Annotated in this window: 17 protein-coding genes; all 17 read left to right on the top strand. The window is 34.8% G+C overall.

The features are described from left to right. The first annotated feature begins 17 nt into the window (after positions 1-17). A complete protein-coding gene (gene aspS, locus BB050_RS06800) occupies positions 18-1,769 on the top strand; it encodes an aspartate--tRNA ligase (RefSeq protein WP_066033064.1) in 1,752 nt (583 codons plus the stop codon). A gap of 308 nt (positions 1,770-2,077) precedes the next feature. Beyond that, positions 2,078-2,272, top strand: coding sequence for a cold-shock protein (locus BB050_RS06805; protein WP_007137066.1), 195 nt, complete (start codon positions 2,078-2,080; stop codon positions 2,270-2,272). 243 nt (positions 2,273-2,515) lie between these two features. Continuing rightward, the gene (locus tag BB050_RS06810; protein WP_008466117.1) at positions 2,516-2,881 is read left to right on the top strand and encodes an NADH-quinone oxidoreductase subunit A; all 366 of its coding nucleotides are present in this window, start codon (positions 2,516-2,518) and stop codon (positions 2,879-2,881) included. Positions 2,882-3,030: 149 nt separating this feature from the next. Further along, complete coding sequence (locus tag BB050_RS06815) at positions 3,031-3,579, top strand: NADH-quinone oxidoreductase subunit B (protein ID WP_008466114.1); 549 nt, start codon at positions 3,031-3,033, stop codon at positions 3,577-3,579. A 1-nt stretch (position 3,580) separates the two neighbouring features. Then, positions 3,581-4,102, top strand: a complete 522-nt coding sequence (locus tag BB050_RS06820) for an NADH-quinone oxidoreductase subunit C (RefSeq protein WP_066033065.1) — start codon at positions 3,581-3,583, stop codon at positions 4,100-4,102. A 21-nt stretch (positions 4,103-4,123) separates the two neighbouring features. Beyond that, positions 4,124-5,362: an NADH-quinone oxidoreductase subunit D gene (locus tag BB050_RS06825; RefSeq protein WP_066033066.1), complete on the top strand. Its 1,239-nt coding sequence runs from the start codon at positions 4,124-4,126 to the stop codon at positions 5,360-5,362. A 90-nt stretch (positions 5,363-5,452) separates the two neighbouring features. Then, positions 5,453-5,983 carry a complex I 24 kDa subunit family protein gene (locus BB050_RS06830; protein WP_066033067.1) on the top strand — a complete coding sequence of 177 codons (531 nt, stop codon included), beginning with the start codon at positions 5,453-5,455 and terminating at the stop codon, positions 5,981-5,983. Position 5,984: 1 nt separating this feature from the next. Continuing rightward, complete coding sequence (gene nuoF, locus BB050_RS06835; protein ID WP_066033068.1) at positions 5,985-7,352, top strand: NADH-quinone oxidoreductase subunit NuoF; 1,368 nt, start codon at positions 5,985-5,987, stop codon at positions 7,350-7,352. Between the two features lie 82 nt (positions 7,353-7,434). Further along, a complete protein-coding gene (locus BB050_RS06840; RefSeq protein ID WP_008466109.1) occupies positions 7,435-8,466 on the top strand; it encodes an NADH-quinone oxidoreductase subunit G in 1,032 nt (343 codons plus the stop codon). A 3-nt stretch (positions 8,467-8,469) separates the two neighbouring features. Next, positions 8,470-9,522 (top strand): NADH-quinone oxidoreductase subunit NuoH, encoded by a 1,053-nt coding sequence (nuoH, locus tag BB050_RS06845; RefSeq protein ID WP_008466108.1) that lies wholly within the window; start codon positions 8,470-8,472, stop codon positions 9,520-9,522. A gap of 87 nt (positions 9,523-9,609) precedes the next feature. Then, the gene (locus BB050_RS06850; protein WP_035691504.1) at positions 9,610-10,155 is read left to right on the top strand and encodes a NuoI/complex I 23 kDa subunit family protein; all 546 of its coding nucleotides are present in this window, start codon (positions 9,610-9,612) and stop codon (positions 10,153-10,155) included. After that, positions 10,156-10,695, top strand: coding sequence for an NADH-quinone oxidoreductase subunit J family protein (locus BB050_RS06855; protein ID WP_066033069.1), 540 nt, complete (start codon positions 10,156-10,158; stop codon positions 10,693-10,695). Beyond that, entirely contained in the window at positions 10,695-11,015 is a 321-nt protein-coding gene (gene nuoK, locus BB050_RS06860) for an NADH-quinone oxidoreductase subunit NuoK (protein WP_008466103.1), read from the top strand. Before BB050_RS06855 ends, nuoK begins: the two co-directional genes overlap by 1 nt. A gap of 6 nt (positions 11,016-11,021) precedes the next feature. Further along, complete coding sequence (gene nuoL, locus BB050_RS06865; protein WP_066033070.1) at positions 11,022-12,905, top strand: NADH-quinone oxidoreductase subunit L; 1,884 nt, start codon at positions 11,022-11,024, stop codon at positions 12,903-12,905. A gap of 10 nt (positions 12,906-12,915) precedes the next feature. Next, entirely contained in the window at positions 12,916-14,355 is a 1,440-nt protein-coding gene (locus BB050_RS06870; RefSeq protein WP_066033071.1) for a complex I subunit 4 family protein, read from the top strand. Positions 14,356-14,422: 67 nt separating this feature from the next. Continuing rightward, on the top strand, positions 14,423-15,814 hold the full coding sequence (locus BB050_RS06875; protein WP_066033072.1) for an NADH-quinone oxidoreductase subunit N: 1,392 nt from the start codon (positions 14,423-14,425) through the stop codon (positions 15,812-15,814). Between the two features lie 163 nt (positions 15,815-15,977). Beyond that, positions 15,978-16,748, top strand: coding sequence for a Bax inhibitor-1/YccA family protein (locus BB050_RS06880; RefSeq protein WP_066033073.1), 771 nt, complete (start codon positions 15,978-15,980; stop codon positions 16,746-16,748). The last annotated feature ends 225 nt before the right edge of the window (positions 16,749-16,973 follow it).

The following is a 16,973-nucleotide window of genomic DNA, read 5'->3' on the forward strand; positions in this document are numbered from 1 at the left end:
AGTCTAAAATTTTGATTATGTATAGAAGTCATAATTGTGGCGAATTAAACGCTTCAAATATTAATACCGAAGTTACACTTGCGGGCTGGGTTCAAAAATCACGTGATAAAGGATTTATGAATTGGGTCGATTTACGCGACCGTTATGGAATCACACAACTTATTTTCGACGAAAGTCGTACCGATAAAACTGTTTTTGAATTGGCCAAAACTTTGGGTCGTGAATTTGTAATTCAGGTAAGAGGAACTGTTATTGAGCGTGAAGCCAAAAACAAAAATATTCCAACTGGTGAAATCGAAATTTTAGTTTCTGAATTAACAATTTTGAATACTGCTCTTACTCCTCCATTTACAATCGAAGATGAAACTGACGGTGGAGAAGACATCAGAATGAAATATCGTTATTTGGATATTAGAAGAAATCCTGTAAAAAACAGTTTGTTATTCCGTCATAAAGTGGCAATGGAAGTTCGCAAATATCTTTCTGATCTGGATTTCTGCGAAGTTGAAACGCCTTACTTAATTAAATCTACTCCAGAAGGAGCAAGAGATTTCGTTGTGCCAAGCCGTATGAACGAAGGTCAGTTTTACGCTTTGCCACAATCTCCACAGACTTTCAAACAATTATTGATGGTGGGTGGAATGGATAAATATTTCCAAATCGTGAAATGTTTCCGTGACGAAGATTTACGTGCAGACCGTCAGCCAGAGTTTACTCAGATTGACTGCGAAATGGCATTCGTAGAACAAGAAGATATCTTGAATATTTTTGAAGGCTTGACAAGACATTTATTAAAAGAAATTAAAGGCATTGAAGTAGATAAATTCCCAAGAATCACATACGACTATGCCATGAAAACATACGGAAACGATAAACCGGACATTCGTTTCGGAATGAAATTTGGAGAATTGAACGAATTTGCACAGCATAAAGAATTCCCTGTTTTTAATGCAGCCGAATTAGTTGTCGGAATCGCTGTTCCTGGAGCTGGAAATTACACTCGTAAAGAAATAGATGGATTAATTGACTGGGTTAAACGTCCTCAAGTTGGAGCGTCTGGAATGGTTTACGTAAAATGTAACGAAGACGGAACTTACAAATCATCTGTAGATAAATTCTACGATCAGGATGATTTAACAAATTGGGCAAAAGCAACGGAAGCAAATCCTGGTGATATGATTTTTGTTCTTTCTGGTCCAGCAAATAAAACTCGCGCACAATTATCTGCACTTCGTATGGAATTGGCAACTCGTTTAGGATTGCGTAATCCTGAAGAATTTGCTCCATTATGGGTTGTAGATTTTCCATTGTTAGAGTTAGACGAAGAAAGCGGCCGTTACCATGCTATGCACCACCCTTTTACTTCGCCAAAACCAGAAGACATGGCTTTATTGGAAACAGAACCAGGAAAAGTTCGTGCAAATGCATACGATATGGTTTTGAATGGTAATGAAATTGGAGGTGGATCTATTCGTATTCACGATAAAGCGACACAACAATTAATGTTCAAATATTTAGGATTTACTGAAGAAGAAGCAAAAGCGCAATTCGGATTCTTAATGGATGCTTTTCAATTTGGAGCACCGCCTCATGGAGGGCTTGCTTTTGGTTTAGACAGACTTGTTGCTATCTTAGGAGGACAAGAAACCATTAGAGATTTCATTGCATTCCCTAAAAATAATTCTGGACGCGACGTCATGATCGATGCCCCTGCAGCAATTGACGATGCACAATTGAAAGAACTTCGTATAAAAGTTGATATTGCTTAAAAGCAGTAAAATAATCATAAAAAATAAAAAAGCCGCTGAAAATTCAGCGGCTTTTTTATTTTAACAAAATGTTAAGAAAAATCTTAAATGATAATTTTTTTAAATTATCATATTCTTACAATTTTAATATTTTTATATTCTTACAATTAATGATTCGCAAATTATGCTATTTTATAAACAAATTGATGCAATAAACCGCGTAAAAACACTGTAAATCAATAATTTTTACAAAAAATTAACACGTATTTGTCTTTTGTATGATTTTATATGTTACATTTGTTTTATTATAAATTATTATTACAATTACAATGCGTACAGGTACAGTAAAATTTTTCAATGAATCTAAAGGTTATGGGTTCATTACAGACGAAGAAACAGGAAAGGACATCTTCGTTCACGCTTCAGGAATTAACGCGGAAGAATTACGCGAAGGTGACCGTGTAAGCTACGAAGAAGAAGAAGGAAGAAAAGGGAAAGTTGCTGCTAAAGTAGCAGTGATCTAAGAAAAATATAGCAATTATTTTTTTTTGCCTCTGAATGGTCTCAGAAGACGTCCCGAAAATATCGGGACGTTTTTTTTACCCCAAATCTTAAAAAAATATTAAAATACCACCTTGTTATTTATAATGAATAAAAATTAGACATAAACGCCGTTTGGCACCCTACTTAAATCCTTTTTTAACTTGTGTTTTACAGACTTCCAAGTTATCTTTGTGGCTCATTTTTTAAGTATAAAATCAAAGTTTATGCAATCTGATCAATACAGTTACATTCCTATTTTAATGCAGTTTATTCTAGCTGTTGGCTTTGTGGTAGGAACAATCATCATTTCTGGGAAATTAGGACCAAAAAGATCCTCTGAAGTTAAAGATCAAAACTTCGAATGCGGTATCGAATCTGTTGGTAATGCCCGTATTCCTTTTTCTGTAAAATACTTCTTAGTTGCCATTTTGTTTGTATTGTTCGATGTAGAGGTTATTTTCCTTTATCCGTGGGCAGTAAACTTCAAAGACTTAGGAATTGAAGGAATGTTAAAAATGTTAGTTTTCATGTCTTTGCTTTTGGTTGGGTTCTTTTACATCATCAAAAAGAAAGCATTAGAGTGGGAATAACGATTTAAGATTTTAGATCTGAGATTTAAGATTATCTAATTCTGAGATATAAAATTTGAACTCAAAATTTAAAGTACTGATTTAAAAAATTGATTTTACTTTTTTAGAATTACAAAATCTAAAATCTAAAATCAGAAATCTAAAATAAAATGAGCGATTCAAAAGTAAATATGGTTGCACCGCCAGAAGGAGTTGTTGGCGAAGGTTTCTTCGCGACAAAACTTAATGATGTTGTTGGTTTAGCAAGAGCCAACTCATTATGGCCGCTTCCTTTCGCGACTTCATGCTGTGGTATCGAGTTCATGGCAACAATGGCATCTCACTATGACTTAGCTCGATTTGGTTCTGAGCGTGTGAGCTTCTCGCCAAGACAGGCAGATATGCTTTTAGTAATGGGAACTATTTCTAAAAAAATGGCGCCAATTTTAAGACAAGTATACGAGCAAATGTCTGAACCTCGCTGGGTAATTGCTGTTGGAGCCTGCGCTTCTTCAGGAGGTGTTTTCGACACGTATTCTGTTCTTCAAGGAATTGATAAAGTTATTCCTGTTGACGTTTATGTGCCAGGATGCCCGCCAAGACCAGAACAAATTGTTGATGGAGTTATGAGACTTCAGGAATTGGTAAAAAGCGAATCGGTGAGACGAAGAAGCTCTCCAGAATACCAAGAATTATTAGCTTCATATAATATCTCATAAGATGGCCTTAGAAAACACCCTGATTCAAGACAAACTTGTAGAAACATTTAATAATGATGTTTTTAACTTTCAGCAAGAAAGAGATATTTTTTCTTTAGAAGCTTCGGCTGATAAAATTACAGCCTTGATTCTATTCCTTAAAAACGATCCAGAATTACGTTTTCATTTCTTAACAGATTTATGCGGAATTCACTATCCAGATAACGAAACAGAACGTCAGTTTGCGGTTGTTTACCATTTACACAACTGGTATGAAAACAAACGATTAAAAATCAAAGTTTTCTTAAATGGTGAAAAACCAGAAATCAAATCGATTACCAATATTTTCTTGAGTTCAAACTGGATGGAAAGAGAAACTTACGATTTCTTTGGAGTTAACTTTATAGGACACCCTCAATTGAAACGTATTTTAAATATGGACGAAATGCAGTCTCACCCAATGAGAAAAGAATTCCCACTGGAAGACAGCGGAAGAACTGACAAGGACGACAGATTCTTTGGAAGAACAACATCAAATTGCTAAAAAATAATTCAACATTATAAAATGTCAGAACTATTATTACCACCAGAGCATCGTTATGCTAAAATAATTAAGGACAGATTAAACGACGACGGAAGCGAACTTTCTGTACTGAATTTAGGTCCTACACACCCTGCCACACACGGTATTTTCCAAAATATCCTGCTGATGGATGGTGAAAAAATTCTTGAGGCTGAGCCAACGATTGGCTACATCCACAGAGCATTCGAAAAAATTGCCGAAAATCGTCCTTTTTATCAAATTACACCACTTACAGACCGTATGAACTATTGTTCATCTCCTATTAATAATATGGGATGGTGGATGACAGTAGAAAAACTATTAGGTATTGAAGTTCCTAAAAGAGCTCAGTATTTAAGAGTTATCGTTATGGAGCTGGCTCGTATTACAGACCACATTATTTGTAACGGGATTTTGGGTGTAGATACTGGTGCGTATACTGGTTTCTTATACGTTTTTCAATTTAGAGAGAAAATCTACGAAATCTACGAAGAAATTTGTGGAGCTCGTTTGACTACAAATATGGGAAGAATTGGTGGTTTTGAAAGAGACTGGTCTCCAGAAGTTTTCAAAAAACTAGACAAATTCCTAGAAGAATTCCCACCTGTTTGGCAAGAATTCCAAAATTTATTCGAGAGAAATAGAATTTTCCTTGATAGAACTGTAAACGTTGGTGCAATCACTGCTGAAAAAGCAATGGCTTACGGATTTACAGGTCCAAATTTACGTGCTGCTGGAGTCGATTACGACGTACGTGTTGCACAACCTTACTCATCTTACGAAGATTTCGATTTTATTGTTCCTGTTGGAAAATCAGGAGACACTTATGATCGTTTCTGTGTTCGTAATGCGGAAGTTTGGGAAAGTTTAAGCATTATTCGTCAGGCATTAGAAAAAATGCCTCCAGGAAACGAATACCACGCTGAAGTTCCAGATTACTACCTTCCTCCAAAAGAAGATGTTTACACTTCTATGGAATCTTTAATTTATCACTTTAAAATTGTAATGGGAGAAGTTCCTGTACCAGTTGCAGAAATCTACCATCCAGTAGAAGGAGGAAATGGAGAAATCGGTTTCTATTTAATAACAGACGGAAGTAGAACTCCATATAGATTACATTTCAGAAGACCTTGCTTTATTTATTATCAAGCATTCCCAGAAATGATTAAAGGTGCCATGCTTTCTGATGCAATTATCATTCTTTCAAGTTTGAACGTAATTGCAGGAGAATTAGACGCCTAAAAAATTTAGATTTTAGTTCCGATAGCTATTGGGAAGAATTTGAATTAAAAAATTTGTGCCTTTGCGCCTTTGTGGCAAAACAAGAATAAAATGGAAAGAAAACATTACAAACAAGAAATAAACATGACTGAGTCATTGATGAACCGCATCAATGAATTAATCAGTCATTATCCTGAGGGCAAACAAAAATCGGCTTTATTGCCTGTTTTGCACGAAGTTCAGGATGCACACAACAACTGGCTAAGTATTGAACTGCAAGATAAAGTTGCCGAGATTCTTCAGATAAAACCAATCGAGGTTTATGAAGTGGTTACTTTCTATACGATGTTCAACCAGAAGCCAATTGGTAAGTACATGTTTGAATTCTGCCAGACTTCTTGTTGCTGCTTACGTGGTGCCGAAGATTTAATGGATTATACTTCTGAAAAATTGGGCATTAAAATGGGTGAAACAACTCCAGACGGAATGTTCACTATTGCCGGTGTAGAATGTTTAGGTGCTTGCGGATACGCTCCAATGATGCAATTGGGAGATTTCTACAAAGAAAAACTGACAGAAGAGAAAATCGATCAGATCATTGCTGATTGTAGAGAGGATAAAATAATATTACACGATAAATAAGATGTCACAAAAAATATTATTAGATAAAATCAATATTCCTGGAATTAAAACCTACGAAGTGTATCGCCAAAATGGCGGTTATGCTTCTGTAGAAAAAGCTTTAAAAACACTTACTCCAGATGAAGTTACTGAAGAAGTAAAAAAATCAGGATTACGTGGTCGTGGTGGTGCAGGTTTCCCTGCTGGAATGAAATGGAGCTTTATTGACAAAAAATCAGGAAGACCAAGACACTTAGTGTGTAATGCCGACGAATCTGAGCCTGGAACATTCAAAGATCGCTATTTGATGGAATTTATTCCTCACCTATTGATCGAAGGAATGATAACTTCAAGCTACGCTTTGGGCGCTAACCTATCATATATCTACATACGTGGAGAATATATGTGGGTTTTCAAAATCTTAGAAAGAGCAATCGCCGAAGCAAAAGCTGCCGGTTGGTTAGGAAAAAATATATTAGGTTCAGGTTATGACTTAGAACTTCACGTACATTGTGGAGCTGGAGCATATATCTGTGGAGAAGAAACAGCATTGATCGAATCATTGGAAGGTAAAAGAGGAAATCCTCGTATTAAACCACCTTTCCCAGCCGTTTCTGGTCTTTGGGCAAATCCAACTGTTGTAAACAACGTTGAAACTATTGCAACTGTGCCTTGGATTGTAAACAATTCTGGAGATGATTATGCTAAAATTGGAATTGGACGTTCTACAGGAACTAAATTAATTTCGGCTTCTGGACACATTAAAAATCCTGGTGTTTACGAAATAGAATTAGGTTTAAGCGTAGATGAGTTCATGAATTCTGACGAATATTTAGGAGGAATGTCTTCTGATCGCCCTTTAAAAGCATTTGTACCTGGAGGTTCATCTGTGCCAATCTTACCTGCTGATTTAATTTTTAAAACAGCAAACGGAGAAGATCGTTTAATGACTTACGAATCTCTTAGTGATGGTGGTTTTGCTACTGGATCTATGTTAGGTTCTGGAGGATTTATCGTGTATAATGACACAGCTTGTATCGTTAGAAACACTTGGAACTTTGCCCGTTTCTACCACCACGAATCTTGCGGACAATGCACGCCTTGCCGCGAAGGAACAGGATGGTTAGAAAAAATCTTATGGAGAATCGAAAACGGTCAAGGCCGTGAAGAAGATATCGAATTATTGTGGAGCATTCAAAGTAAAATTGAAGGAAACACAATTTGTCCGCTTGGTGATGCCGCTTCTTGGCCAGTAGCAGCTGCAATTCGTCACTTTAGAGATGAGTTCGAATATCATGTTCGTTTCCCAGAAAAAATTAAAAATAGAGATCACTTTGTTGCCGAGCCTTTCTCACAAGTTAAGCATTTAGTTGGCAAACAAACAGTATAAAATAGTTTAAAGTTTCAAGTTTTTTTAGTTTCAAGTGAAAACCTGAAACCTGAAACCTGAAACTAAAAAAACAAAATAAGAGATGAAAGTAACCATAGACGGTCAAAGTATAGACGTAGAACCAGGAACAACGATCCTGCAGGCTGCACGTATGATTGGTGGAGATTTGGTGCCGCCAGCCATGTGCTATTACTCAAAATTAAAAGGCAGCGGTGGAAAATGTCGTTGTTGTTTAGTTGAAGTTTCTAAAGGTAGTGAAGCTGACCCAAGACCAATGCCAAAATTAATGGCATCTTGTGTAACAGGATGTATGGACGGAATGGAAGTAAACAGTAAATCTTCTGCCAGAGTTACCGAAGCGCGTAAATCTGTAACAGAGTTTTTATTGATCAACCACCCATTAGACTGCCCTATTTGTGATCAGGCGGGAGAATGTGATTTACAGAATTTAAGTTTTGAGCACGGAAATCCGAAATCACGTTACATTGAAGAAAAGAGAACATTTGAACCAGAAGATATTGGTCCAAATATCCAACTTCACATGAACCGTTGCATTTTATGCCAAAGATGTGTACAAGTTGCAGATCAATTGACAGACAACAGAGTTCACGGAGTATTAGATCGTGGTGATCACGCTAATATCTCAACTGGTATTTCTAAAGCTATCGATAATGAGTTCTCTGGAAACATGATTGATGTTTGTCCGGTTGGAGCTTTAACAGATAAAACTTTCCGTTTTAAATCAAGAGTTTGGTTTAACAAACCTTATAACGCGCACAGAGAATGTACTACTCCAGGGTGTTGTGGTAAAACTACAGTTTGGATGTTTGGAGGAGAAATTCAGCGTGTAACGGGTCGTAAAGACGAGTACCATGAAGTTGAAGAATTTATTTGCAACAGCTGTCGTTTTGATCACAAAGATGTTAATGACTGGGTAATTGAAGGACCAAGAGAGTTTGAAAAAGACTCTGTAATCAACCAAAACAATTACACTCAAAAATTAGAGAAAGTTCAAATCGATACAGAAAAGAACATTCTTTTAGGTAGAGATATCGACCGTAAAAAGATTAGTATGGCAGCAATTCCATTAACTGATAAAGACCAAAAACAATAAGAAATGGAAAGTGCATTTATTATAGAAAAGAGTGTTGTTATTGTTGTCGTTTTTGCGGTAACAATGATTATGGCAATGTATTCTACTTGGGCAGAACGTAAAGTTGCTGCTTTTTTGCAAGACCGTGTTGGACCAAACCGAGCTGGATGGGGAGGTTTATTACAGCCACTTGCTGATGGTATGAAATTATTCTCAAAAGAAGAGTTTTTCCCAAATACGCCAAATAAATTTTTATTCGTTGTAGGTCCGGCAATTGCAATGAGTACAGCCTTGATGACAAGTGCTGTAATTCCGTGGGGAGATCGCTTGCATCTTTTTGGAAGAGACATTATTCTTCAAGCTACCGATGTAAATATTGCTTTATTATACATTTTTGGAGTTCTTTCTGTTGGAGTTTACGGCATTATGATTGGTGGATGGGCTTCTAACAATAAGTTCTCTTTGATGGGAGCTATCCGCGCAGCTTCTCAAATGGTTTCTTACGAGATTGCAATGGGATTATCAATAATTGCTTTATTGATGATGACAGGAACAATGAGCTTAAAAGAAATCTCATTACAGCAACAAGGAATGAACTGGAATGTTTTTTATCAGCCATTATCATTCTTAATTTTCTTAATCTGTTCATTTGCAGAAACCAACAGAACTCCTTTCGATTTAGCAGAATGTGAAAACGAATTAATTGGAGGTTACCATACAGAATATTCATCAATGAAAATGGGATTCTATTTATTTGCTGAATACGCAAGTATGTTTATATCTTCTACTATTATTTCTGTTTTATTCTTTGGCGGATACAACTACCCAGGAATGCAATGGATGGTAGAAAATGTAGGAGTAAATGCAGCTAACTTATTAGGGATCGCGGCATTGTTCGTTAAAATATGTTTCTTCATATTCTTTTATATGTGGGTGCGTTGGACAATTCCAAGATTTAGATATGACCAATTAATGAACTTAGGCTGGAGAATTTTAATTCCGCTTTCGATTATTAATATCATGATTACAGGTGTTGTTATTTTAAGACACGATATTGCAGCAGCTTTAGGATTCTAAGAACCGTAATAAGCTTCAAATAAAAACAAAATAGATTTTGAATTTGATTGAATATCAAATTGTAAATCATAAACTATAATAGTAAAAATGTCAATAGAAACTATATCATTATCGGGTAGAAAAAAGGTGGTCTCAAATAAGGAGATGTCTTTTGTTGAGCGATTGTATCTTGTGGCGATTGTAAAAGGTTTAATCATTACTGTCAAACACCTTTTCAGAAAAAAAGTTACCATTCATTACCCAGAACAGGTTCGTGAAATGAGTCCGGTTTACCGTGGTCAGCACATGTTGAAACGCGATGAGCAAGGTCGCGAAAACTGTACTGCTTGCGGATTATGTGCATTATCATGTCCTGCTGAAGCAATCACTATGAAAGCTGCAGAACGTAAACCTGATGAAAAACACTTATATAGAGAAGAGAAATACGCTGAGATCTACGAAATCAATATGCTTCGTTGTATTTTCTGTGGTTTATGTGAGGAAGCTTGTCCAAAAGACGCTATTTACTTAACTGAGTCTAAAGTGTTAGTTCCTGCTAGTTACAACAGAGAAGATTTCATTTTCGGGAAAGATAAATTAGTAATGCCTTTAGAAATGGCTTTGAAAAATGCTCAACTTAAAAACGCGAACTAAATGATACATATTCCTGATTTTGCACACGCAACAACTATTCAAGTTATCTTTTGCTTTTTAGCGTTTATTACCGTTATTACTGCTTTCTTGACTATTTTCAGTAGAAACCCGATTCACTCGGCTATTTACTTAGTGATTTGTTTCTTTTCTATTGCTGGTCATTATTTACTATTAAATTCTCAGTTCTTAGCTGTTGTTCATATAATAGTCTACTCCGGAGCTATTATGATTCTGTTCCTGTTTACCATCATGTTGATGAACCTGAACGAACAGCGAGAAGTTCACCGTCCTAGAATTACACGTTTAGGTGCTATTGTGTCCTTCTGTTTAATATTGATTGTTTTAATTGCAATCTTTATTAACTCAAAACCAATTGTTGGTGAATACGATTCTACTGGAGAAGATTTCCAATCAATTAAAGTTTTAGGTAAAATCTTATTGGACGAGTATATGGTTCCTTTTGAATTTGCTTCGATCTTGCTTTTGGTTGCTATGATTGGAACAGTTCTATTGTCTAAAAAAGAAAAATTAAATAAATAATGGGTAATATATTAAATCAAATAGGTATTGAAAACTACATCTTTTTGAGTGTTGTACTTTTCTGTATTGGTATTTTTGGTGTATTGTACAGACGAAATGCTATTATCGTTTTCATGTCTATCGAAATTATGTTGAATGCGGTAAACCTTTTATTTGTTGCTTTTTCAACTTATCATCAAGATGCGCAGGGACAAGTTTTTGTGTTCTTCTCGATGGCGGTTGCTGCAGCCGAAGTTGCGGTAGGATTGGCCATTTTAGTTTCTATCTTTAGAAATATCGGATCAATCAGTATCGATAATTTAAAAAATTTAAAAGGATAATCAGAAATGGATACCAATTTAGCTTTAATTTTAGTTTTAACTCCTTTACTAGGTTTTCTAGTAAATGTCTTTTTTGGAAAAAGCTTAGGAAAAACAGTTTCTGGTGCAATCGGAACTATTGCCGTAGCAATTTCTTTTGTAGTTTCTCTTTTACTTTTTAATCAAATAACTTCAACTGGAAAAGGAATTGAAGTTACTTTATTTGATTGGATACAAATTAGCAACTTAAAAATCAATCTAGGATTTTTATTAGATCAATTATCTATTCTTTGGTTACTTTTTGTAACTGGAATTGGATCTTTGATTCATTTATACTCTATCAGTTACATGCACGATGATGAAAATATGCACAAATTCTTTGCCTATTTAAATCTATTCGTATTCTTCATGATTACGCTTGTAATTGGAAGCAACTTATTAGTTCTTTTCATCGGATGGGAAGGTGTTGGACTTTGCTCTTACCTATTAATTGGATTTTGGCATAAAAACCAAGATTACAATGATGCTGCAAAAAAAGCTTTCATCATGAACAGAATTGGAGATTTAGGTTTATTAATCGGAATGTTCATCATCGGATCGATGTTCTCTACATTAGATTATGCAACTTTAAAAACTGCAATTGCAGGAGCGACTAACTTAAATTTACCATTACTTTCTTTAGCTGCTTTATGTTTATTTATTGGAGCTTGTGGTAAATCTGCTCAAATCCCGTTATACACTTGGTTACCTGATGCGATGGCTGGTCCAACTCCAGTTTCTGCATTAATCCACGCGGCAACAATGGTTACCGCTGGTATTTTTATGGTAACAAGATTAAACTTTGTTTTTGACCTTGCAACAGATGTTCAATCTGTTATTGCAATTATCGGAGCAATCACTTCATTGGTTGCTGCTACAATTGGATTAGTTCAAAACGATATCAAAAAAGTATTGGCTTACTCTACAGTTTCTCAATTAGGATTAATGTTTTTAGCATTAGGATTTGGAGCTTATGAAGTAGCTGTTTTCCACGTAATCACTCACGCTTTCTTCAAAGCTTGTTTATTCTTAGGATCTGGATCTGTAATTCACGGATTACACGGAGAGCAAGATATGCGTAATATGGGAGGTTTGCGTAAAGCAATGCCAATCACATTCTGGACTATGTTAATTTCTTCATTAGCAATTTCTGGAGTTCCATTCTTTTCTGGATTCTTCTCTAAAGACGAAATTTTATTGACAGCATTCCACCACAGTATTTCATTATACGTTGTTGGATCGATTGCTTCAATCATGACAGCTTTCTATATGTTCCGTTTAATGTTCTTGACTTTCTTTAAAGAATTTAGAGGAACTGAAGAACAAAAACATCATTTACACGAAAGTGGTTCATTAATTACTATTCCACTTATCATCTTAGCTTTTTTGGCGACTTTTGGAGGATTGATCAGTTTACCTGGAAACAGCTGGCTAAATCATTACTTAGCTCCTCTTTTCACGAAAGTAGCTGGTGAAGAACACCACTTAGGAACTACTGAATACACTTTAATGGGTGTTGCAGTTCTTGGCGGATTATTAGGAATCTTGATTGCTTACGTTAAATACTTTAAACAAGATAATGTTCCAGAATCTGATGAAAACATTACTGGTTTAAGCAAAGTTTTATATAACAAATATTATGTAGACGAAGTTTACGATGCAGTATTTGTTCAGCCAATTAATAGTTTATCTAAATTCTTTAGAGACTATATCGAGACAGGATTATCTGCTCTTGTTTTTGGATTAGGTAAAATAGCAAACGAAATTGCTTTCCAAGGAAAAAAATTACAAACCGGAAGTATAGGATTATATCTATTTGTTTTTGTTTTAGGACTTTGCGCAATTGTTTCCTATATATTTTTAGCTCAATAATATTATTACTATGAACGTTTCTACTATATTAATTATACTTTTAATTGGTGCATTTGCCACTTATTTTTCTGGTGACAAACTAGCTTCAAAAGTTGCTTTATTATTTAGTTTAGCAGCTTTAGGATGTTCAATTGTATTATTGAATAATTATAATGCTGGCGAAAATATCAGCGTAATCAACAGCTGGATCAATCAGCCAAAAATTTCTTTCGCTTTAAATGGCGATGGACTTGGGCTTGCAATGGTTTTATTAACCGCAGCATTAACTCCGATTATTATATTTTCTTCTTTCGGAAATGAATATAAAAATCCAAAAGGCTTTTATGGATTAATCTTGTTTATGGCTTTTGCTATGGCAGGAACTTTCTTAGCAGCTGACGGTCTTTTATACTATATCTTCTGGGAGCTAGCACTTATTCCAATCTACTTTATTGCTTTGATCTGGGGTAATGGCGATGCTGAAGAACGCAGAAAAGCAGTGGTTAAATTCTTTATTTACACACTTGCTGGTTCATTATTCATGTTAACTGCTTTTATTTACTTATACACAAAAGCTGGTTCTTTCTTAATTGAAGATTTATACAAAGTAAACTTATCTGCTTGCGAGCAATTCTGGGTTTTCTTGGCTTTCTTCTTAGCTTATGCTATTAAAATTCCAATTATTCCTTTCCATACTTGGCAAGCAAATGTGTACCAAAAAGCACCAACAGTTGGAACAATGCTTCTATCTGGTATCATGCTAAAAATGGGATTGTACAGTGTTCTACGTTGGCAATTGCCACTTGCACCAATCGCGGCTAAAGAATATATGCATATTTTTATTGCTTTAGGAATTGCTGGAGTTATTTACGGCTCTATCGTAGCTTTAAGACAAAAAGATTTAAAGAAATTATTAGCTTATTCTTCTCTTGCTCACGTTGGATTAATTGCCGCTGGATCTTACACTTTGACTCTTGACGGTTTTAGAGGATCAGTTATGCAAATGATCGCTCACGGTTTTGTTGTGGTAGGATTGTTCTTTGCTGCTGAAGTAATTTTTAGAAGATACGAAACGAGAGAAATTGGCGAAATGGGAGGAATCCGTGCACAATCTCCAAGATTCACTTCAATGTTTTTAATCTTAGTATTGGCTTCTGTTGCATTACCAAGCACATTTAACTTTGTTGGAGAGTTTACAGTATTATACAGTTTATCTCAAATCAACATCTGGTTTGCTATTCTTGGCGGTAATACTATTATTCTAGGAGCTTACTATATGTTAAGAATGTTCCAGCATGTAATGTTAGGAGAAACTAATTCTAAAGCTTTTGCAGATGTTACGCTTAACGAAGGAATTTCATTTGCTGTAATCATTGCAGTTTTATTATTCTTTGGTTTCTATCCAAAACCAATCACAGATTTGATTACACCAAGCTTGGAAAACATTTTACAAGTTATCAATAAGAACTAATATTTTAAACAAAAAATAAATTAGGATTTAAGCTTAAAAATTGAAATCCTAAATCAAAAAGATAAAAATGAATACATTAATAGCTATAACAGGATTGGGTATTTTCTGCCTATTGTTTGAAATTCTTAATTTAAGAAAGGCGATCGTTCCTATTACCATTTTGGGTTTATTAGGGGTATTGGCACTTAATTACTGTGAATTTGGAGCAGAACAAAGTTATTACAACAACATGATAGCAGTGAGTAAGTTTTCTACAGCTTTTTCATCATTGTTTATCGTTTTGACTATTTTCCTTGTAGCATTAAGCCATAATTTTTACCATAATCACCCAACGAAAATTTCTGATTATGTTGCTATTAAAGTTTTCTTACTAGCTGGAGCTGTAGCAATGGTTTCTTTTGGAAACTTAGCAATGTTCTTCTTAGGAATCGAAATTCTATCTATTGCTTTATATGTTTTAGCGGCAAGTGACCGTTTGAATATAAAGAGTAACGAAGCAGGTATGAAATATTTCTTAATGGGATCTTTTGCTTCTGGAATTATTTTATTCGGAATCTGCTTGATTTACGGAGCAATGGGAACTTTTGATATCAGTGAAATCCACGAAAGCGCTTTATCTGCAGAATTACCGATCTGGTTTCCTATTGGATTGATTTTAATGATTATCGGAATGTTATTTAAAGTGGCAGCTGTTCCTTTCCACTTCTGGGCTCCAGACGTTTACGAAGGTTCTCCAGCTCTAACAACTGCCTTGATGAGTACTTTGGCAAAAGTAGTAGCTATTGCAACTCTATTTAAGCTAATCTCTGGCATGAATGTAATTGCTTCACTCGACAATCAAGATCTTTTACATACGTTTGAAGTTATTGTAGTTATCATTTCTATTGCTTCAATGTCTGTTGGTAATATCATGGCATTACGACAAGTAAACGTAAAACGTATGCTTGCTTTCTCTGGAATTTCTCATGCAGGTTTCATGTTAATGACATTATTAACGGTTTCTGCTTCTGCTGGAGTTCTATTGTATTATACTACCGCATATGCATTGGCAGGGATCGCGGCTTTCAGTGTAATCTTATATGTTTGCAGAGATCATGATAATGAAGATATTACAAACTTCCATGGTTTAGGAAAAACAAATCCGCTATTAGCAGCAATCCTTACAGCTTCATTATTGTCAATGGCAGGAATTCCAATTTTCTCTGGATTCTTTGCCAAGTTATTCTTATTCGACCAAACCATTCAAGCAGGATATATTGGTTTAGTAATCGTTGCAGTAATCAACTCAATTATAAGTGTTGGATATTATTTTAAACTTATTATTGCAATGTATTCTAAAGAACCTAATCAAGAAAGAACAGGAAAACCATTCCTTATTTATGCTACAGCTGTGGTATCAATTGCTTTAAACATTGCATTAGGTTTATTCCCATCATTAGTTTTAGACTTATTGAAATAAGATAACCTCTTGATTTAAAATACTCGAAAATCCATTAAATTAATTTTTAATGGATTTTTTTTATGCCTTACATAAGAACAGAAATTCATGTTAAAAAATTCTTTCCAATAATTGCACTTCAAAAAATCTCCATATATTTGAGTTCAATTAAATGTATTAAAATATGAACTTTAATTCAAAAAATCCATTTTTAAACAGTAAGCGTTTTTCATCAAACGCTGAACCAAGAACAGAAGTACACCAAGCTCAGATTATTGACTACAATCAAGAAATGACGGTGTCTGGAACTATCAACAAAACAGCAATCTTATTCCTTATTTTGTGTGGTGCTGCTATGGTAACATGGTGGATGACTTTTAACGGAATAAATCCGATATTGCCTACAATTGGCGGTGCTATTGTTGGTTTCATTTTAGTATTAGTTTCTTCGTTTAAACCGCAATTATCTCCTTACCTAGCTCCAGGATATGCCCTATTTGAAGGATTATTCATAGGAGGTATTTCTGCAATATTTGAATTAAAATTTCCTGGAATCGTAATTAATGCAGTTGGTGCAACTCTTGTTACTTTCTTGGTTTGTCTTGGTTTGTATAAATTTAGAATCGTTAAAGTTACAGAACAATTCAAATCTGTTGTCGTTGCGGCTACATTAGCAATTGCAACATATTATTTAATTTCTTGGGTTGTATCAATGTTTTCAAGCTGGACACCTGTTCATTACGGAAATTCTATGATGAGCATCGGTATCAGTGTTTTTGTTATCATCATTGCTGCTCTTAATCTTTTCTTGGATTTTGATTTAATTGAAAAAGGAGCAAGAGAAAAAATGCCAAAATTTATGGAATGGTATGGAGCAATGGGATTGATGATTACTTTGGTTTGGTTGTATATCGAATTCCTAAGACTTTTAACAAAAATTTCTAGTAGGGACTAACAGTCTCATTTAAATAATCCAAAAGCCTTTTTGAGTAAAATCAGAAAGGCTTTTTTTATTTCAACCCAATTATTTTTCTGATTCTAAAAATTAAAACTTTAAGAATAATCTTTTATTTAAAACACTAAAAGAATCTATTTCTTACAAAAAATGAAAATGTAATTTATGTAATAAAAAAAAATTACAGATTCCCACTCCTTCTTTTTGCTTAAGGTTTAAAATTGT

This window comes from Flavobacterium anhuiense (assembly GCF_001705175.1).
Lineage (GTDB): Bacteria > Bacteroidota > Bacteroidia > Flavobacteriales > Flavobacteriaceae > Flavobacterium > Flavobacterium anhuiense.

What these genes read in the sequence shown, in the direction of transcription:
- aspS (WP_066033064.1), top strand. Translation starts at nt 18, where the DNA reads ATGTATAGAAGTCATAATTGTGGCGAATTAAACGCTTCAAATATTAAT.
- BB050_RS06805 (WP_007137066.1), top strand. Translation starts at nt 2,078, where the DNA reads ATGCGTACAGGTACAGTAAAATTTTTCAATGAATCTAAAGGTTATGGG.
- BB050_RS06810 (WP_008466117.1), top strand. Translation starts at nt 2,516, where the DNA reads ATGCAATCTGATCAATACAGTTACATTCCTATTTTAATGCAGTTTATT.
- BB050_RS06815 (WP_008466114.1), top strand. Translation starts at nt 3,031, where the DNA reads ATGAGCGATTCAAAAGTAAATATGGTTGCACCGCCAGAAGGAGTTGTT.
- BB050_RS06820 (WP_066033065.1), top strand. Translation starts at nt 3,581, where the DNA reads ATGGCCTTAGAAAACACCCTGATTCAAGACAAACTTGTAGAAACATTT.
- BB050_RS06825 (WP_066033066.1), top strand. Translation starts at nt 4,124, where the DNA reads ATGTCAGAACTATTATTACCACCAGAGCATCGTTATGCTAAAATAATT.
- BB050_RS06830 (WP_066033067.1), top strand. Translation starts at nt 5,453, where the DNA reads ATGGAAAGAAAACATTACAAACAAGAAATAAACATGACTGAGTCATTG.
- nuoF (WP_066033068.1), top strand. Translation starts at nt 5,985, where the DNA reads ATGTCACAAAAAATATTATTAGATAAAATCAATATTCCTGGAATTAAA.
- BB050_RS06840 (WP_008466109.1), top strand. Translation starts at nt 7,435, where the DNA reads ATGAAAGTAACCATAGACGGTCAAAGTATAGACGTAGAACCAGGAACA.
- nuoH (WP_008466108.1), top strand. Translation starts at nt 8,470, where the DNA reads ATGGAAAGTGCATTTATTATAGAAAAGAGTGTTGTTATTGTTGTCGTT.
- BB050_RS06850 (WP_035691504.1), top strand. Translation starts at nt 9,610, where the DNA reads ATGTCAATAGAAACTATATCATTATCGGGTAGAAAAAAGGTGGTCTCA.
- BB050_RS06855 (WP_066033069.1), top strand. Translation starts at nt 10,156, where the DNA reads ATGATACATATTCCTGATTTTGCACACGCAACAACTATTCAAGTTATC.
- nuoK (WP_008466103.1), top strand. Translation starts at nt 10,695, where the DNA reads ATGGGTAATATATTAAATCAAATAGGTATTGAAAACTACATCTTTTTG.
- nuoL (WP_066033070.1), top strand. Translation starts at nt 11,022, where the DNA reads ATGGATACCAATTTAGCTTTAATTTTAGTTTTAACTCCTTTACTAGGT.
- BB050_RS06870 (WP_066033071.1), top strand. Translation starts at nt 12,916, where the DNA reads ATGAACGTTTCTACTATATTAATTATACTTTTAATTGGTGCATTTGCC.
- BB050_RS06875 (WP_066033072.1), top strand. Translation starts at nt 14,423, where the DNA reads ATGAATACATTAATAGCTATAACAGGATTGGGTATTTTCTGCCTATTG.
- BB050_RS06880 (WP_066033073.1), top strand. Translation starts at nt 15,978, where the DNA reads ATGAACTTTAATTCAAAAAATCCATTTTTAAACAGTAAGCGTTTTTCA.